Source organism: Gryllotalpicola ginsengisoli DSM 22003 (assembly GCF_000419445.1).
Classification (GTDB): domain Bacteria; phylum Actinomycetota; class Actinomycetes; order Actinomycetales; family Microbacteriaceae; genus Gryllotalpicola; species Gryllotalpicola ginsengisoli.
Window position 1 is genome coordinate 531,223 of the sequence record NZ_AULK01000001.1, and the last position, 25,586, is coordinate 556,808.

Below are 25,586 nucleotides of genomic sequence, written 5' to 3' on the forward strand. Positions count from 1 at the left end.
CGTGGTGACCGAAGCCGACCTCACGCTGCCCGACGGCCGCATCCTGCGCGTCTACGACGCGCTGACCGGCACGGGCCGCGGCGACGGCGCGGCCGGATCGCCGTTCCCGGTGTTCTGGCTGCACGGCTCGCCCAACCTCGGGTCGCCGCCCGAGCCGCTGTTCGCCGCGGCCGAGGCGCTCGGCCTGCGCTGGGTCTCCTACGACCGCCCCGGCTACGGCGGGTCGAGCCCGCACGAGGGCCGCACCGTCGCCTCGGCCGCGGCGGATGTGGCCGCGATCGCCGACGCGCTGGGCCTGGACAGCTTCGCCGTGCTCGGGCACTCCGGCGGCGGCCCGCACGCGCTCGCCTGCGCCGCGCTGCTGCCGGAGCGGGTCACCGCGGCCGTGAGCGTCTCCGCGCCGGCGCCGATCGATGCGGACGGCCTGGACTGGTTCGCGGGCTGGTCGCCGGGCATCGCGGCGGAGAACCGAGCGGCGATCCAGGGGCGCGCGGCGCTGGCGGCGCACTGGGCGGCGGCCGAACCCGAGGAGATGAGCGCCTTCTTCACCGACGCCGACGTGGCGGCCCTCGGCGGCGACTGGGAGTGGCTGGCCGGCGTGGCCGGTCAGGCGATGGAGCAGGGCGACGAGGGCCAGCTGGAAGACACCCTGGCCGGCGTCCGGCCGTGGGGCTTCCGGCCCGAGGCGATCCGCGTGCCGGTCTTGATCGTGCACGGCGAGACGGACAGGATGGTCCCGCCCGCGCACGGCCGGTGGCTCGCCGCGCACTGTCCCACCGCCGAACTGCGTCTCGTCGCCGACGCGGGACACATCACGGCGCTCGACACCGCACCGGAGGCGCTCGCCTGGCTCGCCGCGCGAACCCGGGCGTGACGTCGCATGCGCCGTTCCGCCCGTCGCTGCGTCAGCGGTCCGGGTCCAGCACGGTACCGATGCGCGGCCACCGCCGCCAGCTGCCGGGGTGGCCGGCTCGGGCCGGTCACCCCGCCCGCTCAGACCGCGGCGCTTCCGCGCGCCCGCACGGTCGCGAGCAGCAGCTCGTTGGGCTGCAGGACGTGCCTGAGCGGCAGCACGTAGACCCGGCCGAAGCGGGCGCACGGATGCCGCGAGCCGATCTCGCTCGCCGTCTCGAGGTCGGGGGCGGCGACGAGGTCGAAGCCGGCGAACCACTCCTTGAACTCGGGGAACGGCCCGTCGACCTGGGTGACCTCGCCGGCCCGCTTCGTGATGCGGCGGGCCTCGGTGGCGCCGGTCAGCCGCTCGCCCGTGATCCGGATGCCGTCTGCGACGGACTCGAGCCAGTCGGCGATGTCGTCGGACTCCTCGCTCCACGGTTCGCCGTCCGGCGCATCCGTGTAGAGCAGCAGGTAGTGCGTGGTGGCGTCGGTCATGATGCGCCCTCCTCTTCTTTCGGTCGATCCTTCTGGTGGTCCAGCCGGCGCGCCTGCGCCTCGAGCCAGCGCCGTTCCGCGGCGTTGGACGTCTTCATGCCCGCCTCGGAATACGCGGCCCCTGCGGCCTCGAGGGCGCCGGCCTGCTCGAGCAGCCCGGCCCGCACGGAGAGCAGCCGGTGGCTGCGGGCGAGGCGTTCGTCGGTTTCGAGTTCGGCGAGTTCCGCCAGCCCGGCCAGCGGCCCCCGCGCCATACCGACCGCCGCGGCGCGGGCGAGGCGGGCCGCCGGCCCGGGCTGCAGCCGCACCAGCACGTCGTACAGGCCGAGGATCTGCTCCCAGTCGGTCGCCGCCGCGTTCGGTGCCGCGGCGTGCACGGCGGCGACGGCGGCCTGCACCGCGAGCGGCGACGCCGGTCCTCCGACCAGCGCCCGCGCAGCCAGGCGGCGGCCCTCGGCGAGCTTCGCCGCGTCCCACAGCGCGCGGTCCTGGTCGGGCAGCGCCACGGGGTCGCCGTGCGCGTCGACCCGGGCGGCCGTGCGCGCGTCGGTGAGCAGCATCAGCGCGAGCAACGCCGTCGTCTCCGGGTCGGCGGGCAGCGCGGCATGCAGCAGGCGGGTCAGGCGGATCGCCTCGGCGACGAGCTCGCCGTGCACCGGCAGCTCTCCCCCGGTGGGCGCGTAGCCCTCGTTGAACATCAGGTACAGGGCGGTGCGCACCGCAGCGGCGCGCTCGGCGACCTCGCCGGGCCCGGGCCAGACGAAGCGCCGGCCCGCTTCGTCGATGGTGCGCTTGGCGCGGGTGATGCGCTGCGCCATCGTCGTGGGCGTCGTGTAGAAGGCGGCCGCGATCTGCTCCGTGGTCAGCCCGCAGACCGCGCGCAGCGTGAGCGCGACCTGCGCGGCGGGCCGCAGCGCCGGGTGGCAGCAGAGCACCAGCAGCGCCAGGGAGTCGTCGCGCGCGGAGCCCTCGGCGCCGCCGACGTCGAGCACGGCATCGCGCTCCTCGCGAGCGCGGCGCGCGGCATCCGATCGCACCGCGTCGATGTAGCGGCGGCGCGCGACCGTGAGCAGCCAGGCGCGCACGTCGCGGGGCCGGCCGTCGACGGGCCAGCTGACGGATGCCTCGACCAGCGCCTCCTGCACGGCGTCCTCGCAGTCGGCGAGGTTGCCGTAGCGGCGCGCGAGGGCGCCGGTCACCAGCGGGATCACGGCGCGCACGTTGGCGTCGAAGATCGTGTCGGTTCCGGCGGCCATCTGCGCCCTCCCTTGCGTGTCAGCGATTCAGGCTGTCACGTGAGGGTCGGAGCCGACAGCGGCGGATCGACAATTACGACACTGTGCCGCCGATCATGCTGCGCCACCAGTCCTCGACGCGGCGCCACGACTCCTCCGGAGAGACGGCCGGGTCGCGGGTCATGACGCTCCAGCGGCGGCCGAACGGGTCGACGAAGGCGGCGAAGCGGTCGCCGGAGACGAAGTCGGAGGGCTGCTCCTTGACCTCCGCGCCCCGCTCGAGCGCACGGGCGACCACCGCGTCGACGTCGTCGACGTACACGACGATCGACTGCGAGACGCCCTCGGCGGCCGGGTCGGGGGCGACGAGCCCGAACCCGGGTTGCGGGTCGGAGAGCTGCAGGCGGCCCGATCCTCCGAAGTCGAGCTCGGCCTGCCCGACATACGGGGTGCCGTCGGGCGTGACGCCGTCGAGCCGGTTCACGAGGGTCGCGCCGAACACCTGCTGATAGAAGGCGATCGCGGCGTCCGCGCCGTCGACGACGAGGTAGGGGGTGAGTGCGGTGTAGCCGGGCGGGCGGCCGGCGTTCGAGTTGCTCATGCGTGCACGCTAGGCAGGCGACGGATGCCTCGTCTTGAACTTTTCCGACACCTAGTCTGGCTCCCATGGCGCAGCACGAGGACGTGGTCAGCAAGGGCCCGCTCGCCCCGGTCGCCGGGCCGGTGCGGGTCGCCCGTTACCCGGCCGCCGGCGCGGCGGCGGCTCTCGTGCGGCACTACTGGATCCCCGAGTGGTCGCTGCCCGAGGGCGGGAGCGTCGAGATCCCGGTCCTCGTCTACCCCGCTTCCAACCTCGTCGTCGAAGGCGGCGCCGTCACCCTCTACCCGCCGGTGGCCGAGCTGTCGGTCAAGCAGCTCCGCGGCGAAGGCCGCGCGTTCGGTGCGCTGCTGCAGCCGTCGGCCGGGCACCGCCTCGCGGGCCGCCTACTGTCCGAGCTCGCCGGCGCACCCCTGCCGCTCGACGACGGCCCGGCGGCCGAGGTGGGGGCGGCGCTGGCGGGTGCGGGCGACGCCGCGGCGCGGCATCCGCTCGCCATCGCCGCCTTCGAGCGGTGGCTGCTCGCCCGCTTGCCCGCCCCGCAGCCCGACGACGAACTGATCGATGCGATCTGCGCGCGGGTCGAGGCCGACGCCGGCGTCACCCGCGTCGACCAGCTCGCGGCACGGTTCGGGCTGAGCGAGCGGCGCCTCGAACGGCTCGCCGCCCGCTACATCGGGCTGTCGCCCAAGTGGCTGATCCAGCGCCGCCGGCTGCAGGAGGCCGCGCACCGACTGCGCGCGCGGCCCGGCGCCGACCTCAGCGCCCTCGCCGCCGAGCTCGGCTACGCCGACTACCCGCACTTCAGCCGCGACTTCGCCGCCACGGTCGGGGCGACGCCGCGCGCGTTCGCCGCTACTGCCCGGCGCGCTCGAGGATGAGCTCGCGCACCCGGGCGGCGTCGGCCTGGCCCTTCATCGCCTTCATCACCGCGCCGATGACGGCGCCGGCGGCCTGCACCTTGCCGTCCTGGATCTTCGCCAGCACGTCCGGCTGCGCGGCGAGCGCCTCGTCGATCGCGGCGATGAGCGCGCCGTCGTCGGAGACGACCTTCAGCCCGCGCTTCTCCACGACCTCGGCGGGCGAGCCCTCGCCGGCGATGACGCCCTCGAGCACCTGCCGCGCCAGCCGGTCGGTCAGCTCGCCGCTCGCGATCAGGCCCGACAGCTCGGCGACCTGCTGCGGGGTCACCAGCGTGTCGGCGGCGACGCCGCGCGCGTTGGCGATGCGGGTGAGCTCGCCCGTCCACCACTTGCGCGCGTCGGCGGGACTCGCGCCGGCGGCGACGGTCGCCTCGACCGCGTCGAGCAGCTCGCCGTTCACCACGTCCTGGAACTCGAGCGCGGTGAAGCCCCACGCCTCGCGCAGCCGCTTGCGGCGCGCCATCGGCGGCTCCGGCAGCGTGGCGCGCAGCTCCTCCACCCACTCGCGGCTCGGCGCCACGGGCACCAGGTCGGGCTCGGGGAAGTAGCGGTAGTCGTCGGCGTCGGACTTCGGCCGGCCGGCGCTCGTGGTGCCGGTGTCCTCGTGCCAGTGCCGGGTCTCCTGCGTGATCGTGCCGCCGGCCTCGAGGATCGCCGCCTGACGCTGGATCTCGTAGCGCACCGCGCGCTCCACCGAGCGCAGCGAGTTCACGTTCTTGGTCTCGGTGCGGGTGCCGAGCACGGTCGAGCCGCGGGGGCGCAGCGACACGTTCGCGTCGCAGCGGATGTTGCCCTCCTCCATGCGCGCGTTCGAGACGCCGAGGGCGCGCACGATGTCGCGGATGGCGCCCACGTAGGCGCGGCCGACCTCCGGAGCATCCGCCTCGGCGCCCTCGATGATCTTCGTCACGATCTCGACCAGCGGCACGCCGCCGCGGTTGAAGTCGACCAGCGAGTACTCCGCGCCCTGGATGCGCCCGGTCGCGCCGCCCACGTGGGTGAGCTTGCCGGCGTCCTCCTCCATGTGCGCCCGCTCGATCTGCACCGTGATCTCGCGGCCGGAGGCGAGCTCGAGCGTGAGCTCCCCGTCGAACGCGATCGGCTCGTCGTACTGCGAGGTCTGGAAGTTCTTCGCGAGGTCCGGGTAGAAGTACTGCTTGCGCGCGAAGCGGCAGTTCTCCGCGATCTCGCAGCCGAGCGCGAGGCCGAGACGGATGCTCGACTCGATCGCCTTCTCGTTGACCTGCGGCAGCCCGCCCGGCAGCCCCAGGCAGGTCGGGCACGTGTTGGTGTTGGCACCCTGCCCGAACGCGTTCGCGCAGCCGCAGAACATCTTCGTCTTCGTGTTCAGCTCGACGTGCACCTCGAAGCCGAGCACGGGCTCGTACAGCTCGATCGCCTTGTCGAAGTCGAGCAGCTTGTCCTTCGCCATTACTTCACGGCCTCCTTGAGAAGGGGCGCCTGGCTGAGCAGGTCGTGGCCCCAGGCATCCGTCAGCATCGTCTCGATCGCGGCGCCCACCTCGTACAGCCGGGCGTCGGCGTGCGCGGGGGCGAGCAGCTGCAGTCCGGTGGGCAGGCCGTCCTCGGGGGCGAGGCCCATGGGGATCGACATGCCGGGGATGCCGGCGAGGTTGGCGGGGATGGTGGTGACGTCGTTCAGGTACATCGCCAGCGGGTCGTCGACGAGCGACCCGAGCTCGAACGCGGTGGTCGGCGCGGCCGGGCTGATCAGCACGTCGGCCTTGTCGAACGCCTGGGCGAAGTCCTGCTGGATCAGGGTGCGCACCTTCTGCGCGCTGCCGTAGTAGGCGTCGTAGTAGCCGGCCGACAGGGCGTAGGTGCCGAGGATGATGCGGCGCTTCACCTCGGCGCCGAAGCCGGCGTCGCGGGTCGCGCTCATCACCCGCTCGACGGTCGCCGGGCCCGAGTCGGGGCGCACCCGCAGCCCGAAGCGCACGGAGTCCATGCGGGCGAGGTTGCTGGAGGCCTCGGCCGGGAGGATCAGATAGTACGCGGCGACCGCGTACTCGAAGCTGGGCGCCTCGACCTCGACGACCTCGGCGCCGGCGGCGGTGAGGGCGGCCACCGTCTCGTCGAAGCGCTGCTTGACGCCGGCCTGGAAGCCGCCGTTCTCGCCGGACAGCTCGCGCACGACGCCGACCCTGAGGCCCGTCAGCGCCTCCCCGGTGCCGCCGCGGCGGGCGGCGTCGGCCATCGACGGCCACTCGTCGGTGAGCGAGGTCGAGTCGAGCGGGTCGTGGCCTGAGATCACGTCGTGCAGCAGGCCCGCGTCGAGCACGGTGCGGCTGACCGGCCCGACCTGGTCGAGCGAGCTGGCCAGCGCGATGGCGCCGTAGCGGCTCACCCCGCCGTAGGTGGGCTTGACGCCGACCGATCCGGTCACGGCCGCCGGCTGACGGATGCTCCCGCCGGTGTCCGACCCGAGCGCGAGCGGCGCCTCGAAGGCGGACACGGCGGCGGCGGACCCGCCGCCCGAGCCGCCCGGGGTGCGCGTCAGATCCCACGGGTTGTGGCTCGGCCCGAACGCGGAGTGCTCCGTGGACGAGCCCATCGCGAACTCGTCCATGTTGGTCTTGCCGAGGGGAACCAGGTCGGCCGCGCGCAGCCGGGCGACGACGGTCGCGTCGTAGGGCGGCAGCCACCCCTCGAGGATCTTCGAGCCCGACGTGGAGGGCATGTCCTTGGTGGCCAGCACGTCCTTGATGGCCACCGGCACTCCGGCGAGCGGCCCCAGCTCCTCGCCGGCGGCGCGGCGGGCGTCGATCGCGGCGGCGGTGTCGAGCGCGGTGTCGCTGACGTGCAGGAAGGCGTGCACGTCGCCGTCGACGGCGGCGATGCGGTCGAGGTGCGCCTGGGTCGCCTCGACGCTGGTGACCTCGCCGGAGGCGAGCTTGGCGGCCAGTTCTGCGGCCGAGAGGTGGATCAGCTCAGGCATCCGTCTCACTGCTCCTCGTCCAGGATGGCGCTCACCTTGAAGCGGTCGCCCTCGCGCTCGGGGGCACCCGACAGCGCCTGCTCGACGGTGAGCGAGGGGCGCACCTCGTCGGGGCGGAACACGTTGCGCAGCGGGATCGGGTGGCTCGTGGCGGGGACGTCGGGGGTCGCGACCTCGCTGACCTTCGCGATGCTGTCGACGATCTGGGCCAGTTCGCCGGTCAGGCTCTGCAGCTCGCCCTCCGAGAGGTCGATGCGCGCGAGCGAGGCGAGATGGCGCACCAGATCGGTGCTGATTTCAGACATGGAGCTCCGTCGGATGTGCGGGCGGGTACCCCACCATCCTATTCGGCGGGACGGCTCAGCCCGGCCGGGCCCTGGGTGACGAGGACGGCGAACTGGGCGGCGTCGAGGATGGGGATGCCGAGCTCCTCGGCCTTGGCGAGCTTGGAGCCGGCGCCGGGCCCGGCGGCCACGAAGTCGGTCTTCTTGGAGACGCTGGAAGCCGCCTTTCCGCCCGCGGCGATGATCGCCTCCTTCGCCTCGTCACGGGTGAAGCCCTCCAGCGACCCGGTCGCCACGACCGTGAGGCCGGACAGCACGCCGCCCTCGGTCGCGTTCGCCCCCGGGCCCGGGTGCCCCGGCGTGGCGAACCGCACCCCGGCGGCCGCCCAGCGCTCGACGATCTCGCGGTGCCAGTCGACCTCGAACCAGTCCAGCACCGCCTGGGCGATGATCGGGCCCACGCCCTCGACCTCGGCCAGCTGCTCGAGGCTCGCCTGCCGGATCGCATCCAGCGACCCGAAATAGCTCGCGAGCGCCCTGGCCGCGACCGGCCCGACGTGCCGGATGTTGAGGGCCACGAGGATGCGCCAGAGCTCCTTGGTCTTGGCCCGCTCGAGCTCGTCGAGCAGGGTGAGCGCCTGCGCCGACGGCTGGCCGTCCTTGCGGCGGAACGGGGTGCGCAGCTTCGCCTCGCCGTCCTCGTCGAGCTTCGGCAGGCCGGTCTCGACGTCGCGCACCACGACCTCGACCGGCAGCAGGTCGTCGACGGTCAGGTCGAACAGGCCCGCCTCGGTGACGAGCGGCGGCACGGCCGGGCGCTCGGGCTGGGTGAGTGCCGCGGCGGAGACCTCGCCGAGCGCCTCGATGTCGAGCGCGCCGCGGCTGCCGATCTGCTCCACGCGGCCGCGCACCTGCGCAGGGCAGGATTTGCCGTTGGGGCAGCGCAGGTCGACGTCACCCTCCTTCGCGGGGGCGAGCGGGGTGCCGCACTCGGGGCAGTTCGCGGGCATGACGAATTCGCGTTCGGTGCCGTCACGACGCTCGATCACCGGCCCGAGCACCTCGGGGATCACGTCGCCGGCCTTGCGCAGCACGACGGTGTCTCCGATCAGCACGCCCTTCGCCTTCACGACGTCCTGATTGTGCAGCGTCGCCTGCCGCACGACCGAGCCCGCGACCCGCACCGGCTCCATCACGGCGTAGGGCGTCGCCCGCCCGGTGCGCCCGACCGAGACGACGATGTTCAGCAGCTTGGTCTGCACCTCTTCCGGCGGGTACTTGAACGCGATGGCCCACCGCGGCGCCCGGCTCGTCGCGCCCAGCTCGTCGTGCAGGGCGAGCTCGTCGACCTTGACGACGATGCCGTCGAGCTCGTGCTCGATCGAGTGCCGCCTCTCGCCGTAGCGCTCGACGAACGCGGCGACCTCGTCGACGCTGTGACAGATCTCCGTGTGCGGGCTGGTGGGCAGGCCCCAGGACTTCAGGAGGTCGTAGATCTCGCTCTGCGCGGCGACCGGCGGGTCGGGCCAGGCGCCGATGCCGTGCACGTAGAGGCGCAGCGACTCGATGCGGGCGACGGATGCCTCGCGCTCGAGCGCCGTCTTCTTCTTGTCGAGCTGCTGCCGCAGCCCCCCGCTGGCCGCGTTGCGCGGATTGGCGAACGCGGGGAACCGCCGCCCGGCGGCGGTCTTCGCCTTCTCCTCGTCGAACTGCCCCGCCCCGTGCCGCGCCTCGTGTCGCGCGCGCAGCTCGGCGACGTAGCGCTCGCGCAGCTGCGCCTGCAGCTCGTTGAGCTTCTCGAACTCGACCACCGGGATGAACACCTCGCCGCGCACCTCGACGACGGGCGGATGCCCCGACCCCGACAGCCGCTCGGGGATGTCGTCGAGGCGCAGCGCGTTCTCGGTCACGAGCTCGCCGATCCGCCCGTCGCCGCGCGTGGCGGCGGAGGTGAGCACGCCGTTCTCATAGCGCAGATTGATCGCCAGCCCGTCGATCTTGAGCTCGGTCAGCCAGTCGACCCTGCGGCCGGCCAGCTCTTCGGTCTTGGCGCACCACTCGCGCAGCTCGTCGATCGAGAAGACGTTGTCGAGGCTGAGCATGCGCTCGGCGTGCACGATGGTCTCGAGCTCGGTCGCCTCGGCCGCGCCGACGGTCTGCGTCGGAGAGTCCTGGCTGGCCAGCTCGGGGAACAGCCGCTCGAGCTCCTCCAGGCGCCGCATCCACGCGTCGTACGTCGCGTCGTCGACGAGCGACGCGTCCGCGCCGTAGTAGGCGTCGCGCGCTGCGGTGATCCGCTCGGTCAGCTCTGCGACCTCGGCGGCGGCCTGCTGCTGGGTCAGTTCTGCCACGTGCTCAGGCTACCGAGCACCGCCGACGCCCGGGCTAGGTGGCGTCCCACAGCGCGCGGTAGTAGGCGATGCGTTCGGCGTCGGGTGCGACGCCGTAGGTCTCGAAGAACAGCCCGTCCCAGCCGACGCCGTAGTTCCACTCGAGGCTCGCCGACGCGACCGCCAGGTCCGCCCAGCGGTCCGCCGTGCCGAGGCGGCCCACGTCGACGATGCCCGCGAATTCACCGCTCCGCGCGACGAGCGTGTTCGGCGAGCACGGGTCGCCGTGGCACACCACCAGACGGTCGATCCCGGGGGCGCGGCGCAGCTCGGCCGGCACCGGGTTCCCCCGGCGTGCGGCGGCGGCGACGCGCTGCTCGGCCGACCACGAGAAGGGGCACTCGGCAGGGTCGAGCGTGTCATGCAGCATCCGCAAGCCCTGTGCGATCGCGCGCACGGCGAGCTCGGGCCGCTGCGACCAGGGCGGGACGACCGCGGAGAGCGCGTCCAGGCCCTCCGTCGCCAGCCACTCCCCCGTCTCGTCCACGCCGGCGGCGATCACGCGAGGCGCCGGGAACCGGCCGGCGAGCCACTCGAGACGCTCGCGCTCGTCTCTCAGCGACTCGCTCGAGCCGCGCGGATCCCACTTCACGAACCGCGCGCCCTCAGGAGCGTCGACGCGGTAGGTGAGCCCGCCGGCCTCGTTCTGCCACACGGCCCGCAGCGGCGCCCCCGCGGCGAAGGCGAGCACCGCCTGCGGCACAGCCGGCTCGGCGGGCGGCGGCCCGGCGAGGGCCTTCGAGGTCACGCGCCGAGGGGCACGGCGCTGACGGTGCGGTCGATCGTGGTCTGCCCGAGCACGCGCGTGCCGACGTAGACGACCGCCGTCTGACCGGGCGCGACCCCGTTGATCGGATGCTCCGGCGTGATCACCAGCTCGCCGCCGAGGACGGCGGCGCGGGCCGGCACCGGGTCGGCGTGCGCCCGGATCTGCACCTCGCAGGCGAACTCCCGCTCGGGGTGCTCGGGCGCCCGGCCCGCCCAGGTGTACCGCGAACCGGCGAGCTGCGCGATGTCGAGGGCCTCCTTCGGTCCGACGACGACGGTGTTGGTCTGGGGCTTCACCTCGAGCACGAAGCGGGGCCGGCCGTCGGGCGCGGGAACGGTGAGGTTGAGCCCGCGGCGCTGGCCGACGGTGTAGGCGTGCGCGCCCTGGTGCTCCCCCACGACCGCGCCGGACCGGTCGACGATGGCGCCGTTCGAGATGCCGACGTGCTCGCCGAGCCAGCCTCGGGTGTCGCCGTCGGGGATGAAGCAGATGTCGTGGCTGTCGGGCTTCTTCGCCACCGCGAAGCCGCGGGCCTCGGCCTCGGCGCGCACCTCGGCCTTCGACGGCGTGGCGCCGAGCGGGAACATGGCGTGCTTCAGCTGCTCGGCGGTCAGCACGCCCAGCACATAGCTCTGGTCCTTGGCCCAGGCGGCGGCGCGGTGCAGTTCACGGTTGCCGTGCGCATCCGTCACGATCGACGCGTAGTGCCCGGTGACCACCGCGTCGAAGCCGAGCGCGAGCGCCTTCTCCAGCAACGCCGCGAACTTGATGCGCTCGTTGCAGCGCATGCACGGGTTCGGGGTGCGGCCGGCTTGGTACTCGGAGATGAAGTCGTCGACGACGTCCTCCTTGAACCGCTCCGAGAAATCCCACACGTAGAAGGGGATGCCGATCAGGTCGGCCACGCGCCGGGCGTCCATCGCGTCCTCGATGGTGCAGCAGCCGCGGCTGCCGGTGCGCAGGGTTCCCGGCATGCGCGAGAGGGCGAGGTGCACGCCGACGACGTCGTGTCCCGCGTCCTTCGCGCGGGCGGCCGCGACCGAGGAGTCGACTCCCCCGCTCATGGCTGCAAGAACACGCATGCCTCGAGTGTACGTTTCGCTGCCCGCACGCGGCCTGAGCCCGTACTAGCGTCGCCTCGTGAGCACCGCCGTCGCCGCATCCGATCGCCCCGCGCGCCCCGCCAATCTGCCGCTGCGCGAGCGCCCCGTCGACATCCTGTTCCTGGTGATCTTCAGCGTCTTCATCGTGACGTGCATTATCAGCGACTCGGTCGAAGGGCTCGGCCTCGACCAGGTCGCGAATTCGCCGAACCTGCTCGTGCGCTGGAACTACTGGTACGCGAGCAACTTCGACCCGCTGTACCAGTCGCACCCGCTGTGGCTGAGGTTCATCTCGGGCACCTCGGCGTTCGTCTACGTGATCTTCTACGTGCTGCTGGACTTCGCCATCGTGCGCGGCTGGAACTGGATCCAGCTGCCGAGCGTGATCTACGCGACGATGATCATCTCGCTCACCGGCATCCCGATCTTCGGCGTCGAGTTCTTCGGCCCCGCCGGCCAGGCCACCCCGAACCCGGCCGTGTTCCTCGCCTTCAACGCGCCCTACATCCTGTTCCCGCTGCTGCTGCTCATCCGCATGCGCAAGCCGCTCCCCTTCACCCGGGGGTGGTGACGGGTGCTCCTGTGAACCGATCTTGTTGATCGCACCGAGGGAAGAGAATCAGCGCGACGCGCCCATGCCTGCGTCCCGGGCGCCGCGTGTCGCACGGATTCCCTTCCCTCCGGCAGCACCCAGCCCTCCGGCAGCACCCAGCCCTCCGGCAGCACCCGGCTGACCCGAGCCACCCCGGCTACCGCCCGAGCACCGTCTCGCGGTTCGAGAGCCCGGCCGCGGCCGCCCGCTCGTAGGCCGACGGCAGCGCCGCGAGGAACGCGTCGACATCGGCCTCCGTCGAGGTGTGCCCCAGAGTGATGCGCAGCGCCCCGCGCGCCTCCTCCTCCGAGCGGCCCATCGCGAGCACCACGTGGGACGGCTCGGGGATGCCCGCCTGGCAGGCCGACCCCGTCGACACGGCGACGCCTGCCGCATCGAGCAGGAACAGCAGCGAGTCGCCCTGCGCGCCGGGAAACGTGAAGTGCGCATTCATCGACAACCGGTCGTCGCCCTCCGGCCCCGACAGCCGCGCCGCCGGCACGGCCGCCCGCACCCCGGCGATGAGCCGGTCCCGCAGGGCGGCGAGGCGCGCGTTGCGCTCGGCGAGTTCGCGCACGGCGACGGATGCCGCGACCGCGAACGCGCTCGCCGCCGCGACGTCCTGCGTGCCGGAGCGCACGCCGCGCTGCTGGCCGCCGCCGTGCACGAGCGGCACGACCGGCGCGGTGCGGGAGAGCACCAGCGCGCCGATTCCGACCGGCCCGCCGATCTTGTGCGCCGAGACGCTCAGGGCGGCGACCCCGAGCGACCGGAAGTCGATGGGCAGGTGCCCGTACGCGGCCACGGCGTCCAGGTGCAGCGGCACCCCCGCCTCCCGGGCGGCCGCCGCCAACGCATCCACCGGCTCGATCGTGCCGACCTCGTTGTTCGCCCACAGGGCGGTGGCGACGGCGACGTCGCCCGTCGAGAGGGCCTCGGCCCAGGCATCCGTGCGCACGAACCCGTCGGCGTCGAGCGGCACCCGGGCCGCCTCGGCGCCCTCGTGCGCGACCAGCCACTCGATCGTGTCGAGGGTGGCGTGGTGCTCGCCCTCGGGCGCGACCACCCGGTGGCCGGGCCGCGCCCAGAACGTGCCCTTCAGGGCGAGGTTGATCGCCTCGGTGCCGCCGGAGGTGAAGACGACCTCGATGGGGTCGCAGCCGAGCGAGGCGGCGACCTGCTCGCGGGCCTCCTCGAGCACCCGGCGCGCGTGCTGCCCGGCCGAGTGGATCGACGACGGGTTGCCCACTTCGGCGAGCGCTCGCGCGTACGCGTCGATCGCCTCGGGGAGCATCGGGGTGGTCGCCGCGTGGTCAAGATAGACCGGCATGCTCGTTACTGTAGACGCCATGGCTGAAGACGCACCCGTGGTGCCGCTGGGGGTCACGCGCACCGCGACGGGCGCGACGATCGGCGTCTGGAGCGCGAACGCGACACGCATCGAGCTGTGCCTCTTCGACGACAAGGATCCGGACTGGCTGGTCGAGTCGGTGCCGCTGACCAAGGGGGCCGGGAACGTCTGGTCGGGGTCCTCGCCCAAGCTCACGCCGGGTCGGCGCTACGCGCTGCGCGTCGACGGCCCCGACGGCCCGCGCCACGCCTTCGACCCGAGCACCTTCCTGCTCGACCCGTACGCGCGCGGGGTGCAGCGCCTGCGCGCCAAGGAGTGGCGGGCGGTCGTGGTCGACGACGCCTTCGACTGGGGCGGCGTCGCGAAGCCCGGCCACGACCTCGACCGCACCGTCATCTACGAGGCGCACGTCAAGGGCCTCACCAAGCTCAACCCCGAGTTGCCCGAGGAGCTGCGCGGCAGCTACGCCGGCCTCGCCCACCCCGTCACGATCGAGTACCTGAAGAACCTCGGCATCACCGCCGTCGAACTGCTGCCCGTCCACAGCCTCTCCAGCGAGCAGCGCCTGGTGCGGCAGGGCCTGACCAACTACTGGGGCTACAACACGGTCGGATTCTTCGCACCGCACGCCCTCTACGCGACCAAGGCCGCCCAGGCCGCCGGCGCCACCGCGGTGCTGCGCGAGTTCAAGGGCATGGTGAAGCTGCTGCACGAGGCGGGGCTCGAGGTGATCCTCGACGTGGTCTACAACCACACCTCGGAGGAGGGCATCGGCGGCCCGCGCACGAGCTTCCGCGGCATCGACAACTCGAGCTACTACCGCCAGCTCGACGACGGCACGTACTACGACGTCACCGGGTGCGGCAACACGGTCGACTTCGGGCAGGACGCCGCCCCGCAGCTGGTGCTCGACTCGGTGCGCTACTGGGCGAACGCCTGCCAGGTCGACGGGTTCCGCTTCGACCTCGCCGCGACGCTCGGCCGCGACGAGACGGGCGCCTACACCCGCGAGCACCCGCTGCTGAACGGCCTCGTGAACGACCCGCAGCTGCAGGGTGTCAAGCTCATCGCCGAGCCGTGGGATGTCGGCCTCGGCGGCTGGCAGACCGGCAACTTCCCCGACGGCTGGAGCGAGTGGAACGACCGCTACCGCGACCGGGTGCGGCAGTTCTGGCTGCGCGACATCGCCGACGCCCGGCACAGCGGCCAGGCCACGACGGGCATCGGCGGCTTCGCGACCCGGCTCGCGGGCTCGGCCAACACCTTCAGCGCGGAGCGCGGCCCGCTCGCATCCGTCAACTTCGTCACCGCGCACGACGGGTTCACGCTCGCCGACCTCGTCTCCTACGACACCAAGCACAACCTCGGCAACGGCGAATTCAACCGCGACGGCACCGACAACAACCGCTCGTTCAACCACGGGGCCGAGGGCCCCACGACCGACGAGAAGATCCGCGCCGACCGGCGCAAGGCGATGCGCAACCTGCTCGGCACCCTGCTGCTGTCGGCCGGAGTGCCGATGATCTCGGCCGGCGACGAGTTCGGCCGCAGTCAGCAGGGCAACAACAACGCCTACTGCCACGACGACGAGCTGACCTGGGTCAGCTGGGAGCGCGACACGGATGCCGAGCACCTCACCGCCGTGACCGCAGAGCTCACCCGGCTGCGGCGCGAGAACCCGGCCGTGCGGCCGAGGCGCTACGCCAAGCTGGGCGAGCACGTGCCGCAGGCGAGCCAGATGGACTGGTACGACGCCGGCGGCAACACCATGGAGCTCGACGACTGGCAGGACCCGTCGGCGCGCACCCTGCAGTACCTCGCCTCCTCGACGCCGGAACGCGAGGCGCCCAACCGCATCCTGCTCGTCGTGCACGGCGTCGAGGACCCGATCGAGGTGACCCTCCCGGTGCACCCCGGGGTGCGGTGCTACACGCTGCTGTGGGACAGCGCCGAGGAGACCCCGAAGACCGAGACGCGCGACTACGCGCCGGGCGACCGGGTCGCGGTCTCGCCCGCGTCGATGCAGCTGTTCCGCTGCTCCTGACGCGTCCCTGGCGTGCGGCTGCGCCCGACGCGCGGCTGCGTGTGACGGATGCCTGAAGGCCGCAGCCCTCAGGTCGCCGAGGCGACCAGGCCCAGCTCGGCGTCGGAGGCGAGCAGCTCGTTCTTCGGCAGCACCCGCACCGTGTACCCGAAGGCGCCGGCCCGGTCGAGCACGACCGTGCCGCTGAACGGCGTGGTGCCGGCGCCGTCCTGCGCCGCGGCGGCGGTGTCGAGGTCGAGGTCCTGGTAGCGCAGCCCGGTGATCTCGTCGCTGGTCTCGCTGTGGCCGTAGACGACCTGCACGTGCACGTCGTCGGGCTGGAGCGAGCCGAGCGCCACGTGGGCGCGCACGTGCAGCTCGTCGCCGACCTGGGGAACCGCGTCGAGCCCGCCGGACTCGACGAGCGACACCGCGACCTGCGGCCACGCCGCCTGCACCCTCGCCTTCCAGGCCGCCAGCTCCCGGGCCGCCTGGTAGGAGGCATCCGTCAGCCTCACGGCGTAGCCGTGCGCCGGCGTGTAGAGCCGCGTCACGTACTGCTTGACCATGCGGTCGGCCGACAGCTCGGGCGACAGCGTCTTCAGCGAGTAGCGCACGTGCCCGAGCCACTGGGACGGCGTGCCGTCGGCGTCGCGGTCGTAGAACAGCGGGGCGATCTGGTTCTCGATCAGGTCGTACAGCGCGGCGGCCTCGAGGGCGTCGCGCTCGGCCGCGTCGCCGGCCGCGTCGGCGGAGGGGATCGCCCAGCCGTTCTCGCCGTCGTAGTACTCGTCCCACCAGCCGTCGAGGATGGACAGGTTCAGCGACCCGTTCAGCGCCGCCTTCATGCCGCTCGTGCCGCACGCCTCGAGCGGGCGCAGCGGGTTGTTCAGCCAGATGTCGGTGCCCGGGTACAGCGTCTGCGCCATGGTGATGTCGTAGTTCGGCAGGAACACCATGTGGCTGCGCACCTCGGGGTCGGAGGCGAACTGGTACAGCTCCTGGATGAGCCGCTTGCCGCCGTCGTCGGCCGGGTGCGACTTGCCGGCGATGACCATCTGCACGGGCCGGTCGGGGTTGAGCAGGATGCGCTTGAGCCGCTCCTTGTCGTGCAGCATCAGGGTGAGCCGCTTGTAGGTGGGCACGCGGCGGGCGAAGCCGATGGTCAGCGTGTTCGGGTCGAGCACCTGCTGGGTCCAGGACGGGGCGAGGCCGCCGGTCACCTCGTGCGCCGCCGCGACGCGGCGCCGCGCGTCGGCGACGAGGGCGGCGCGCATCTCGTTGCGGGCGGCCCACAGCTCGGCATCCGTCAAAGCGTCGCTCTGCCAGTCGGCGCGCGTGGTGTCGGCGGTGCCGAGCTTCACCTCGGCGAGCGTGACCAGGGTCGAGTCGACCCAGGTCGGCGCATGCACGCCGTTGGTGACGGAGGTGATCGGCACCTCTTCGACGTCGAAGCCCGGCCACAGGTTCGCGAACATGGCCCGCGACACCTGGCCGTGCAGCTTCGCCACCCCGTTGGCGTGCTGGCCGAGCCGCAGCCCCAGGATCGCCATGTTGAACACGTCGGGATTGCCGCCCTGCTGCGTCTCGGCGCCGAGCGCCAGGACCTGCTCCAGCGAGACGCCCGGCAGCAGCTCGGGTGTGGCGAAGTAGCGCTCGATGAGCGGCTTCTCGAAGCGGTCGATGCCGGCCGGAACCGGCGTGTGCGTCGTGAACACCGTGCCGGCGCGCACCACCTGCAGCGCCTCGTCGAAGGTGAGCCCCTCCCCGATCAGGTCGGAGATGCGCTCGAGGCCCTGGAACCCGGCGTGCCCTTCGTTGGTGTGGAACACGGTGGGCGTGGGCACGCCGAGCAGCTCGGTGGCAAGGCCGAGCGCCCGCACGCCGCCGATGCCGAGCAGCAGCTCCTGCAGCAGCCGGTGCTCGCCGCCGCCGCCGTACAGCCGGTCGGTGACCGAGCGCAGCTCGTCGTCGTTCTCGCGGATGTTGGTGTCGAGCAGCAGCAGCTTCACCCGGCCGACGGCGGCGAGCCAGATGCGCGCCGACAGGTCGCGCCCGTCGGGCAGGGCGAGGCTCACGCGGGCGGCCATGCCGTCGGGCTGGCGCAGCACCGACAGCGGCAGGCCGTCGGGGTCGAGCACCGGGTAGGACTCCTGCTGCCAGCCGTCGCCGGAGATCGACTGGGCGAAGTAGCCCGAGCGGTAGAACAGCCCGACGCCGATCAGGGGGATGCCGAGGTCGCTGGCCGACTTCAGGTGGTCGCCGGCGAGGATGCCGAGGCCGCCCGAGTACTGGGGCAGCGCGGCGGCGACGCCGAACTCGGGTGAGAAGTACGCGATGGATTCCGGCGCCCCCTCCTGCTCCTGATACCAGCGCGGCTCGGAGAGGTAGCGCCGCAACTCGTCGCGCAGCGCGTTGGCCTCGTGCACGAAGGCGTCGTCGGCGGCGAGCTCCTCCAGCCGCTGCGGCTCCACGGCGCCCAGCACGGCGATCGGGTCGTGGGTCTGATGCCACGCCTCCGCCGAGATGGAGCGGAACAGACGCCGGGTGGGCTGATGCCACGACCAGCGCAGGTTGAGGGCCAGTTCCTCCAGTGCCGAGAGCGGTTCGGGGATGACGGCGCGGACGGTGAATCTGCGGATGGCCTTCACACCGCCTCACCCTAGCGACGGCACGTTTCCGTGGGGTAACCCGGAGCGGACGCGATAGGTTCGCATCGTGGCTGATGACACGGATGCTTTCTCACCGGTGCTGGGCAGGATCCCGATCCTCGAGCTCGCCCCCGAGGTCGACGGCGGCGTGTGGCCGGCGAAGGCGTTCGCCGGCGAAGTCGTCCCGTTCGAGGCCACCGCGTTCCGCGAAGGCCACGACCTCATCGGCGTCGACGTGCTGCTGCTCGACCCCACCGGGGCGCAGACCGCGCACCGCATGCACCCGCTCGGCCCCGAGCACCCCGACCGCTGGGGCGCCCTGGTGCGGCTCGACGCCGAAGGCGAGTGGCGGTTCCGCATGCAGGCGTGGGCCGACGAGTGGGCCACCTGGCGGGCCGTCGCCGGCAAGAAGATCCCCGCCGGCGTCGACATCGCGGTCACCTTCCAAGAGGGCGCGCTGCTGGCCGAGCGCGCCGCCCGCGACACCCGGCGGCCGAAGGCCGAGCGGCGCTACCTCTCCGAGGTGGCCGAGGCGCTGGCGAACGACGCCACGCCGGCGGAGGAGCGGCTGGCCCAGGCATCCGATGACCGCCTCACCCAGATCATGGTCGAGCGCCCCGTCGTGTCGCTGCAGACCCTGTCGGCCACCCGCCGCATCGTCGTCGAACGCACCCGAGCGGGCGTCGGCGCCTGGTACGAGTTCTTCCCCCGCTCCGTGGGCGCGAAGAAGCGAGCGGATGGCTCGTGGCAGTCGGGCACCTTCCGCACCGCCGCCCTGCGGCTGCCCGAGATCGCCGCGATGGGCTTCGACGTCGTCTACCTGCCGCCCATCCACCCGATCGGCCGGTCGTTCCGCAAGGGGCCGAACAACGCGCTCACCGCCGGCCCGAACGACCCCGGCTCGCCGTGGGCGGTCGGCGCGGAGGAGGGCGGCCACGACGCCATCCACCCCGAGCTCGGCACCGTGGAGGACTTCCAGTACTTCCTCGGCAAGGCCGAGCTGTCGGGATTGGAGGTGGCGTTGGACCTCGCCCTGAACGCCTCCCCCGACCACCCCTGGGTGAAGACCCACCCCGAGTGGTTCACTACCCTGCCCGACGGCACGATCGCGTACGCGGAGAACCCGCCGAAGAAGTACCAGGACATCTACCCGATCAACTTCGACAACGACTACGAGGGCCTGCGCGCCGAGATCCTGCGCATCGTCGAGTACTGGATCGGCGTGGGCGTGAAGATCTTCCGCGTCGACAACCCGCACACCAAGCCGCTGTACTTCTGGGAGTGGCTGATCCACGAGGTGAACGCCGCCCACCCCGAGGTCGTCTTCCTCGCCGAGGCGTTCAGCCGCCCCGCGGTGATGCAGACGCTCGCCAAGGCCGGGTTCCAGCAGTCGTATTCCTACTTCACCTGGCGCAACACCCGCGCCGAGCTGGAGGAGTTCCTCACCACGATCACGCGCGACTGGGCCGCTTACTACCGGCCCAATCTGTTCGTGAACACCCCCGACATCCTCACCGAGTACCTGCAGTTCGGCGGCCGGCCCGCGTTCAAGATCCGCGCCGCGATCGCCGCCACGGCCGGCCCACTGTGGGGCGTCTACTCGGGCTTCGAGCTGTACGAGTCGGTCGCCCGGCCCGGCGCGGAGGAGTACCTCGACAACGAGAAGTACGAGTTCAAACCGCGCGACTACCAGCGCGCCCTCGTCTCCGGCGACTCGCTCGCCCCCTACCTGACCATGCTCAACCAGGCGCGCGGCGCACACCCCGCGCTGCGCCAGCTGCGCAACCTCACCCTGCACTCGAGCGAGGACGACGCGGTGCTCGTGTACTCGAAGCACCTCGGCGGCGCGTACACCCGCTCCGGCAAGTCCGACACCATCATCGTCGTCGCCAACCTGGACCCGCACTCGGTGCGCGAGACGATGGTGCACCTCGACACGGCGTCATTCGGGGTACCGGACGGGCAGGGATTCGAGGTGCGCGACCTCGTCACCGGCCAGCGCTGGAACTGGGGCGCGCACAACTATGTGCGACTCGACGCGTTCTACGAGCCGGTGCACATCCTGCACGTGAAGGAGAACGGCTGATGACCGAGCTGACGCTGCCCCGCATCGCCGAGGAGACCCTGGCGGCCGTCGCCGAGGGGCGGCATCACGAGCCGCACGCGATCCTCGGCCAGCATCCGCTCGCCTCGGGCGAGGTTGGCGACCCGGTCACCGTGATCCGCGCCCTGCGCCCGCTCGCCGAGTCGGTGAGCGCCGTGCTCGCCTCGGGCGCCCGGCTCGCGCTCGCACACGTCGGGCACGGCATCTGGCAGGGCGTGTCGATCACGGGCATGACCGACTACGTGATCGAGGCCAGGTACGCGGATGGCTCGGTGTATACCGCCGACGACCCGTACCGCTTCTCCCCCACCCTCGGCGAGGCCGACACCTGGCTGATCCAGCAGGGCCGGCACGAGCAGCTGTGGAACGCGCTCGGCGCGCACGTGCGCGAGCACTGGGGCGTCTCCGCGCCCGTCTCCGGGGTGGCCTTCGCCGTGTGGGCGCCGAACGCCACGGCCGTGCGGGTGGTGGGCGACTTCAACGGCTGGGACGGCACCATGCACGCGATGCGCTCGATGGGGCCCTCGGGCGTGTGGGAGCTGTTCGTCCCGGGCCTCGGCGAGGGCGCGCTGTACAAGTACGACCTGCGCACCCCGGAGGGCGACTGGGTGCGCAAGATCGACCCGCTTGCGCAGTACACCGAGGTTCCGCCGGCGACCGCCTCCGTGGTCGGGGTGAGCCGGCACGAGTGGGCCGACGACGAGTGGATGGCGTCGCGGCCGGACAGCCATCACGACCGGCCCGTGTCGATCTACGAGCTGCACTTCGGCTCCTGGCGGCCCGGCCTCGGCTACCGCGAGGCCGCCGACCAGCTGATCGAGTACGTCACCGGTCTCGGCTTCACCCACGTCGAGTTCCTGCCGCTCGCGGAGCATCCGTTCTCGGGTTCGTGGGGGTACCAGGTGACCGGCTACTACGCCGCCTCCAGCCGCTTCGGCCACCCCGACGACCTGCGCTACCTGATCGACCGCCTGCACCAGGCCGGCATCGGCGTGATCATGGACTGGGTGCCCGGCCACTTCCCCAAGGACGACTGGGCGCTGGCCCGCTACGACGGCCGGCCGCTCTACGAGCACGCCGACCCGAGGCTCGGCGAGCAGAAGGACTGGGGCACCTACGTCTTCGACTTCGGCCGCACCGAGGTGCGCAACTTCCTCTACGCCAACGCGCTGTACTGGCTCGAGGAGTTCCACGTCGACGGGCTGCGCGTCGACGCGGTCGCCTCGATGCTGTACCGCGACTACTCCCGCGCCGACGGCGAGTGGATCCCGAACATCCACGGCGGGCGCGAATACCTCGAGGCCATCGCGTTCCTGCAGGAGACCACGGCCACGGCCTACAAGCGCAACCCGGGCATCATGATGATCGCCGAGGAGTCGACGAGCTGGAACGGGGTCACCGCCCCCACCAGCCGGGGCGGGCTGGGCTTCGGCTTCAAGTGGAACATGGGCTGGATGCACGACTCGCTGCAGTACATCGAGCGCGACCCCGCCTACCGCGCGTACCACCACAACGAGATGACCTTCGCCATGGTGTACGCGTACAGCGAGAACTTCATCCTGCCGATCAGCCACGACGAGGTCGTGCACGGCAAGGGCTCGCTGATCGGCAAGATGCCCGGCGACCACTGGCAGAAGCGGGCGAACGTGCGCGCGTTCCTCGCGTTCATGTGGGCGCACCCCGGCAAGCAACTGCTGTTCATGGGGCAGGAGTTCGGGCAGTACGCGGAGTGGAACGCCGACGCCTCACTCGACTGGCACCTGATGGACAGCCCCGAGCACGCGCAGCTCGCCGCCCTCGTCGGCGAGCTCAACCGCGTCTACCGGGACAACCCGGCCCTCTGGCGGCACGACACCGAGCCGCGCGGCTTCGAGTGGATCGCGGGCGGCGACGCGCAGCACAACGTGATCGCGTTCCTGCGCTGGGCCGAGGACGGGCCTGTCGCGGTGGTCGCGAACTTCGCCGGGCACCCGCACTACGACTACCGCATCGGGCTGCCGCAGGCCGGCGACTGGGACGAGATCGTGAACACGGATGCCGCCGACTTCGGCGGCTCCGGCGTGGGGAACCTCGGCCGGGTGCGCGCGGAGGACCGCCCCTGGGGCGGCCGCCCCGCCTCCGCGTCGCTCACCCTGCCGCCGCTGGGGGTCGTCTACCTGCGACCGGCGGCCGCCGAGCCGACCTGAAGAGCCGCCGAGCAGCGCATGGCGGCGATGGCGGAGCCGGAGCACACCCCCGCCGACGAGGTGGCCGGAGCCGACGAGCTGCCGCCGCTCACGCCGTTCGAGCAGGTGCGGCCGCGCGCCTGGGGGTGGTTCGGCCCGGCCGGCGAGATCGGCGGCAGCTGAGGCCCGCGCCCGCTCGGGCGGCGCTCAGTAGAGCAGGCTGGCCAGCCGCCCGCGCGCCTTGATGACGCGCGGGTCGGTGGTGCCGACGACCTCGAACAGCTCCACGAGGCGCTCGCGCACCCGGTCGCGGCCGGCCGCGTCGAGCTTCGGGAAGAGCGTCAACAGCCGGTCGAAGGCGTCCTCGACGTGACCGCCGGAGAGGTCGGCGTCGGCGACGTCGAGCTGCGCGTCGAGGTCGTCCGGCCGGTCCGCCGCGGCCTGCCGGATCCCCTCCAGGGTCTTGCCCTGGAGGCGCTGCAGCAGGCTCACCTGCGCGAGTCCCGCCTTGGCGTCCTCGTCGGCGGGGTTCTGCGCGATCGCCTTCTTGTATGCCTCCACCGCCGCCGCGAGGTCGCCGCGCTCGATCGCGTCGTACGCCTCCTGGTGCAGCGGCGGCAGCGGCGCGGGCTCCGGCTCGCCTCCGGCCTCGGGGGCATCGGATGCCTCGCCCGGGTCGACCGTGCCGGTGACCCCGTTCTGCGCCGCGAAGGCCAGCACCTGCTCGATCGCGTCGCGCACCTGCTCCTCGGGCAGTTCGCCGACGAACAGCCCCACCGGGCGGCCGCCGATCACAGCGGCCACGGTGGGCACCTGCTGCGCCTGGAACGCCTGCGCGAGCTGCGGGTTGCGCTCCGCCTCGATGCGGGCCAGCACGATGCGGCCGGCGTACTCGGTCACGATCTTCGTCAGCGTCGCCGACAAGCGGGTGCTCTGCTCGGCCCACGACGCCCACAGGTCGACGAGCACGGGCACCTGGCGCGACAGCTCCAGCAGCTGCGCGAAGTTCTGGTCCGTGCCCTCGACGACGAGCCGATTGCCGCCGGATGCCCCGGCTGAGGCATCCGTCGCCCCGGTCTGGTTCTGCGCGCGGTTGTTCACCAATGCGGACAGGTCGACGGCGCCGCGCAGGCTGGCGGCGCTCACCTTCTCATCACTCACTTCGGAAGCTCCCTCGCACCGATCACGGCCTGGGTGAAGCCTAGTAGCTGCACCTTGTCACCGGATTCGGCGGGAGGCACGTAGAAGAGCAGCTGGTAGCCGTAGGTGGTCTCCAAGCCGGTGCTGCTCTGGGTCTTCCCGATCAGGGCAGCGGTGGCGGTGTCGCTCTTCACGCTCACGGTCGCCTGCGGGTCGGTGGGCCGGATGGACGAGGACTCCTGCACCGAGGTCGCCACCAGCGCACCCGCCTTGTTGGTCGCCAGGGCCACCGGGTCGCTGTCGCCCGGCCGGTCGGCGAACGCCAGGCTGCCGGCGCTCTTCGCCTTCAGCAGCGCGCGGATCTGCTGCGCCTTGTAGTCGGCGCCGCTCATCTTGGTCAGCGCGTCGTCGCTCTCATCGAACTCGGAGTACGACTTGCTCTGCTTCCCGCGCGCCAGCACGTCGGCGTAGTCCTGCGCGAGACGGCCGGGCGGAACCGTGACGAGCTTCGAGTCCGTGCTCACCAGGGGCGTGCCGATCGAGGCGGGCGGCAGCTCGGGAACCCGCGCCCCGCCGAGCACCACCACCGAGTAGGCGATCTTGTAGTTCTCGCGCGGGCTCTCCTGGGTGAGCACGAGGTAGAGCGGCGCCGCATTCTTCTTCGTCTTGTCGGTGTCGAGCACGGCGACCGAGCGGGGCCAGCTGCTCGTGGCCTGCGGCAGCACGGGGTACAACTCTCCGTCGGCGATCGCCTGCGGCTTCGCGTAGTCGGTCTTCTTGGCGCGGATCTTGTAGTTCGCGGTGCGCTCGGCCAGGGCCGCGCCCGTGAACCGGGTCGCGGCGAGCTTGGCGTCGCGGGTCTTGTCGGCCTCCGCGGCCGTCTTGGAGATGCGGGCGACGATGTTCTTCAGCTGCGCCACGGTGACGGCGGGGGCCGGGTCGTCGCTGTCCTCGCCGGGCACGTCGGTGGCGATGGGCGTCGCCGTGGCCGTCGCCGACGGCGACGCCTCGCCGAACGACGGCCAGTAGTCGGAGGAGCACCCGGCGAGCGTGAGCGCGCCGGCCAGCACGATCGGCACCGCGACGAAGGCGCGCCCGATGGCGCGGCGGCCACGGATGCCGCCCGCCTCGTCGAGCGCGGGCGTCGGCTTCGGCGCACGCAGCCGCCGGCCGCGGCGCTGGCCGCGGCGCGGGCCGTGCGAGCGGCGCACGTGGCGGATCGCCAGCACGTACAGCACAATGCCGACCACGAGCAGCACCCCGCCCAGCACGATCAGCGGGCCCGCCCACGGGGTGGCCGTGTCGGTCGGCCAGGTGAGCGAAACGTGGGAGGGGGCCGGGTTCTTGCCGTCGGTCGCGATGATCACGCTGACGCTGTCGGGCACGTTCATGCGGGTCTTCTCGGCCGCCTGGCCGCTGAACTCCTCGAGCCACAGATCCGAGCCGCGCGGGTCCGGCGTCGCCGCGTCCTGGTCGACGGGGCCGTTGACGAGGTGCGCCTTGAGGTCACCGTCGGTCTTGTCGTAGGTCAGTCGCTCGTAGGGCGAGTCGCCGAGCCAGCCGATGACGTCGGCCGTGCGGCCGTAGGCGACGAACGGGGTGCCGGCGCCGCCGGAGACCGACAGCGTCTGCTGCCCTTCGATCGAGTTCAGGGTCTTCCCCCCGACGATCACGTACTTGGCGCCGGAGTCGACGGACGCGGAGGCTGAGACGGTGGGCGGCGGCGCCCAGATCGTCCGCTGGGCGAAGCCCAGGCCGATCAGGGCCGCAGCGGCGACGAAGGCCGCGATGGCGAAGACGAAACGCACGTGAATCCTTCCTGACCGCCGGCGAAGTGGCGTCGGTACGCCGGCCAGGTCAAAGACACTCCAGGCTAGTCGATGCCCCCTGGGCGAACCCAGGACGAAG

General features: G+C 72.4%; 20 protein-coding genes. 7 read left to right on the forward strand and 13 right to left on the reverse strand.

The window, feature by feature from the left end:
* The first annotated feature begins 1 nt into the window (after position 1).
* Positions 2 to 874, forward strand: coding sequence for an alpha/beta fold hydrolase (locus tag H563_RS0102615; RefSeq protein WP_022881059.1), 873 nt, complete (start codon positions 2 to 4; stop codon positions 872 to 874).
* A gap of 119 nt (positions 875 to 993) precedes the next feature.
* Here H563_RS0102615 and H563_RS14650 read toward each other — a convergent pair whose 3' ends face one another.
* The 3 genes from H563_RS14650 to H563_RS0102630 form a co-directional block, all read right to left on the reverse strand.
* On the reverse strand, positions 994 to 1,392 hold the full coding sequence (locus H563_RS14650; RefSeq protein ID WP_022881060.1) for a YciI family protein: 399 nt from the start codon (positions 1,390 to 1,392) through the stop codon (positions 994 to 996).
* Positions 1,389 to 2,648 carry an RNA polymerase sigma factor gene (locus tag H563_RS0102625; RefSeq protein WP_022881061.1) on the reverse strand — a complete coding sequence of 420 codons (1,260 nt, stop codon included), beginning with the start codon at positions 2,646 to 2,648 and terminating at the stop codon, positions 1,389 to 1,391. The genes H563_RS14650 and H563_RS0102625 overlap by 4 nt, the downstream gene beginning before the upstream one ends.
* Before the next feature lie 73 nt (positions 2,649 to 2,721).
* Positions 2,722 to 3,228, reverse strand: coding sequence for a VOC family protein (locus tag H563_RS0102630; protein WP_022881062.1), 507 nt, complete (start codon positions 3,226 to 3,228; stop codon positions 2,722 to 2,724).
* Positions 3,229 to 3,293: 65 nt separating this feature from the next.
* Between H563_RS0102630 and H563_RS0102635 the strand changes: the two genes are divergently transcribed.
* Positions 3,294 to 4,106 carry an AraC family transcriptional regulator gene (locus tag H563_RS0102635; RefSeq protein ID WP_022881063.1) on the forward strand — a complete coding sequence of 271 codons (813 nt, stop codon included), beginning with the start codon at positions 3,294 to 3,296 and terminating at the stop codon, positions 4,104 to 4,106.
* Here the strand turns inward: H563_RS0102635 and gatB are convergent.
* Genes gatB through mnmA form a run of 6 tightly spaced genes read right to left on the reverse strand, consistent with a single transcriptional unit; the run spans position 4,081 to position 11,631 of the window.
* Positions 4,081 to 5,580 (reverse strand): Asp-tRNA(Asn)/Glu-tRNA(Gln) amidotransferase subunit GatB, encoded by a 1,500-nt coding sequence (gatB, locus tag H563_RS0102640; protein ID WP_022881064.1) that lies wholly within the window; start codon positions 5,578 to 5,580, stop codon positions 4,081 to 4,083. The genes H563_RS0102635 and gatB overlap by 26 nt on opposite strands.
* Entirely contained in the window at positions 5,580 to 7,106 is a 1,527-nt protein-coding gene (gene gatA / locus H563_RS0102645) for an Asp-tRNA(Asn)/Glu-tRNA(Gln) amidotransferase subunit GatA (protein ID WP_022881065.1), read from the reverse strand. Before gatA ends, gatB begins: the two co-directional genes overlap by 1 nt.
* Before the next feature lie 5 nt (positions 7,107 to 7,111).
* Positions 7,112 to 7,411: an Asp-tRNA(Asn)/Glu-tRNA(Gln) amidotransferase subunit GatC gene (gene gatC, locus H563_RS0102650; RefSeq protein ID WP_022881066.1), complete on the reverse strand. Its 300-nt coding sequence runs from the start codon at positions 7,409 to 7,411 to the stop codon at positions 7,112 to 7,114.
* A gap of 38 nt (positions 7,412 to 7,449) precedes the next feature.
* A complete protein-coding gene (gene ligA, locus H563_RS0102655) occupies positions 7,450 to 9,741 on the reverse strand; it encodes an NAD-dependent DNA ligase LigA (RefSeq protein WP_022881067.1) in 2,292 nt (763 codons plus the stop codon).
* Between the two features lie 34 nt (positions 9,742 to 9,775).
* Positions 9,776 to 10,528 carry an aminoglycoside 3'-phosphotransferase gene (locus H563_RS0102660; protein ID WP_022881068.1) on the reverse strand — a complete coding sequence of 251 codons (753 nt, stop codon included), beginning with the start codon at positions 10,526 to 10,528 and terminating at the stop codon, positions 9,776 to 9,778.
* Complete coding sequence (gene mnmA / locus H563_RS0102665) at positions 10,525 to 11,631, reverse strand: tRNA 2-thiouridine(34) synthase MnmA (RefSeq protein ID WP_027479017.1); 1,107 nt, start codon at positions 11,629 to 11,631, stop codon at positions 10,525 to 10,527. The genes H563_RS0102660 and mnmA overlap by 4 nt, the downstream gene beginning before the upstream one ends.
* 58 nt (positions 11,632 to 11,689) lie before the next feature.
* On the opposite strand from mnmA, the gene H563_RS0102670 reads away from it, so the two are divergent.
* Positions 11,690 to 12,223: an EXPERA domain-containing protein gene (locus tag H563_RS0102670; protein ID WP_022881070.1), complete on the forward strand. Its 534-nt coding sequence runs from the start codon at positions 11,690 to 11,692 to the stop codon at positions 12,221 to 12,223.
* 178 nt (positions 12,224 to 12,401) lie between these two features.
* Here H563_RS0102670 and H563_RS0102675 read toward each other — a convergent pair whose 3' ends face one another.
* Positions 12,402 to 13,574, reverse strand: coding sequence for a cysteine desulfurase family protein (locus H563_RS0102675; RefSeq protein ID WP_022881071.1), 1,173 nt, complete (start codon positions 13,572 to 13,574; stop codon positions 12,402 to 12,404).
* A 19-nt stretch (positions 13,575 to 13,593) separates the two neighbouring features.
* On the opposite strand from H563_RS0102675, the gene glgX reads away from it, so the two are divergent.
* Complete coding sequence (glgX, locus tag H563_RS0102680) at positions 13,594 to 15,639, forward strand: glycogen debranching protein GlgX (protein WP_027479019.1); 2,046 nt, start codon at positions 13,594 to 13,596, stop codon at positions 15,637 to 15,639.
* A 68-nt stretch (positions 15,640 to 15,707) separates the two neighbouring features.
* Here the strand turns inward: glgX and glgP are convergent, their stop codons facing one another.
* Positions 15,708 to 18,269, reverse strand: coding sequence for an alpha-glucan family phosphorylase (gene glgP / locus H563_RS0102685; protein WP_022881073.1), 2,562 nt, complete (start codon positions 18,267 to 18,269; stop codon positions 15,708 to 15,710).
* 67 nt (positions 18,270 to 18,336) lie between these two features.
* On the opposite strand from glgP, the gene H563_RS0102690 reads away from it, so the two are divergent.
* The 3 genes from H563_RS0102690 to H563_RS18360 are packed head-to-tail and all read left to right on the forward strand — an operon-like array spanning position 18,337 to position 22,721.
* Positions 18,337 to 20,355, forward strand: a complete 2,019-nt coding sequence (locus H563_RS0102690) for an alpha-1,4-glucan--maltose-1-phosphate maltosyltransferase (RefSeq protein ID WP_022881074.1) — start codon at positions 18,337 to 18,339, stop codon at positions 20,353 to 20,355.
* Positions 20,355 to 22,559: a 1,4-alpha-glucan branching protein GlgB gene (gene glgB / locus H563_RS0102695; protein WP_022881075.1), complete on the forward strand. Its 2,205-nt coding sequence runs from the start codon at positions 20,355 to 20,357 to the stop codon at positions 22,557 to 22,559. Before H563_RS0102690 ends, glgB begins: the two co-directional genes overlap by 1 nt.
* A gap of 27 nt (positions 22,560 to 22,586) precedes the next feature.
* Positions 22,587 to 22,721 carry a hypothetical protein gene (locus H563_RS18360; protein WP_281169770.1) on the forward strand — a complete coding sequence of 45 codons (135 nt, stop codon included), beginning with the start codon at positions 22,587 to 22,589 and terminating at the stop codon, positions 22,719 to 22,721.
* Positions 22,722 to 22,745: 24 nt separating this feature from the next.
* On the opposite strand, the gene H563_RS0102705 is transcribed toward H563_RS18360, so the two are convergent.
* Both H563_RS0102705 and H563_RS0102710 read right to left on the reverse strand, forming a co-directional pair.
* Entirely contained in the window at positions 22,746 to 23,699 is a 954-nt protein-coding gene (locus H563_RS0102705) for a tetratricopeptide repeat protein (protein WP_027479022.1), read from the reverse strand.
* A complete protein-coding gene (locus H563_RS0102710; protein WP_022881078.1) occupies positions 23,696 to 25,486 on the reverse strand; it encodes a hypothetical protein in 1,791 nt (596 codons plus the stop codon). The genes H563_RS0102705 and H563_RS0102710 overlap by 4 nt, the downstream gene beginning before the upstream one ends.
* Between the last annotated feature and the right edge of the window lie 100 nt (positions 25,487 to 25,586).

Bases quoted from the DNA above. Each gene is read 5' to 3' on its own strand.
- H563_RS14650 (WP_022881060.1), bottom strand. From the start codon at position 1,392: ATGACCGACGCCACCACGCACTACCTGCTGCTCTACACGGATGCGCCG.
- H563_RS0102625 (WP_022881061.1), bottom strand. From the start codon at position 2,648: ATGGCCGCCGGAACCGACACGATCTTCGACGCCAACGTGCGCGCCGTG.
- H563_RS0102630 (WP_022881062.1), bottom strand. From the start codon at position 3,228: ATGAGCAACTCGAACGCCGGCCGCCCGCCCGGCTACACCGCACTCACC.
- H563_RS0102635 (WP_022881063.1), top strand. From the start codon at position 3,294: ATGGCGCAGCACGAGGACGTGGTCAGCAAGGGCCCGCTCGCCCCGGTC.
- gatB (WP_022881064.1), bottom strand. From the start codon at position 5,580: ATGGCGAAGGACAAGCTGCTCGACTTCGACAAGGCGATCGAGCTGTAC.
- gatA (WP_022881065.1), bottom strand. From the start codon at position 7,106: ATGCCTGAGCTGATCCACCTCTCGGCCGCAGAACTGGCCGCCAAGCTC.
- gatC (WP_022881066.1), bottom strand. From the start codon at position 7,411: ATGTCTGAAATCAGCACCGATCTGGTGCGCCATCTCGCCTCGCTCGCG.
- mnmA (WP_027479017.1), bottom strand. From the start codon at position 11,631: ATGCGTGTTCTTGCAGCCATGAGCGGGGGAGTCGACTCCTCGGTCGCG.
- H563_RS0102675 (WP_022881071.1), bottom strand. From the start codon at position 13,574: ATGCCGGTCTATCTTGACCACGCGGCGACCACCCCGATGCTCCCCGAG.
- glgX (WP_027479019.1), top strand. From the start codon at position 13,594: ATGGCTGAAGACGCACCCGTGGTGCCGCTGGGGGTCACGCGCACCGCG.
- glgB (WP_022881075.1), top strand. From the start codon at position 20,355: ATGACCGAGCTGACGCTGCCCCGCATCGCCGAGGAGACCCTGGCGGCC.
- H563_RS18360 (WP_281169770.1), top strand. From the start codon at position 22,587: ATGGCGGAGCCGGAGCACACCCCCGCCGACGAGGTGGCCGGAGCCGAC.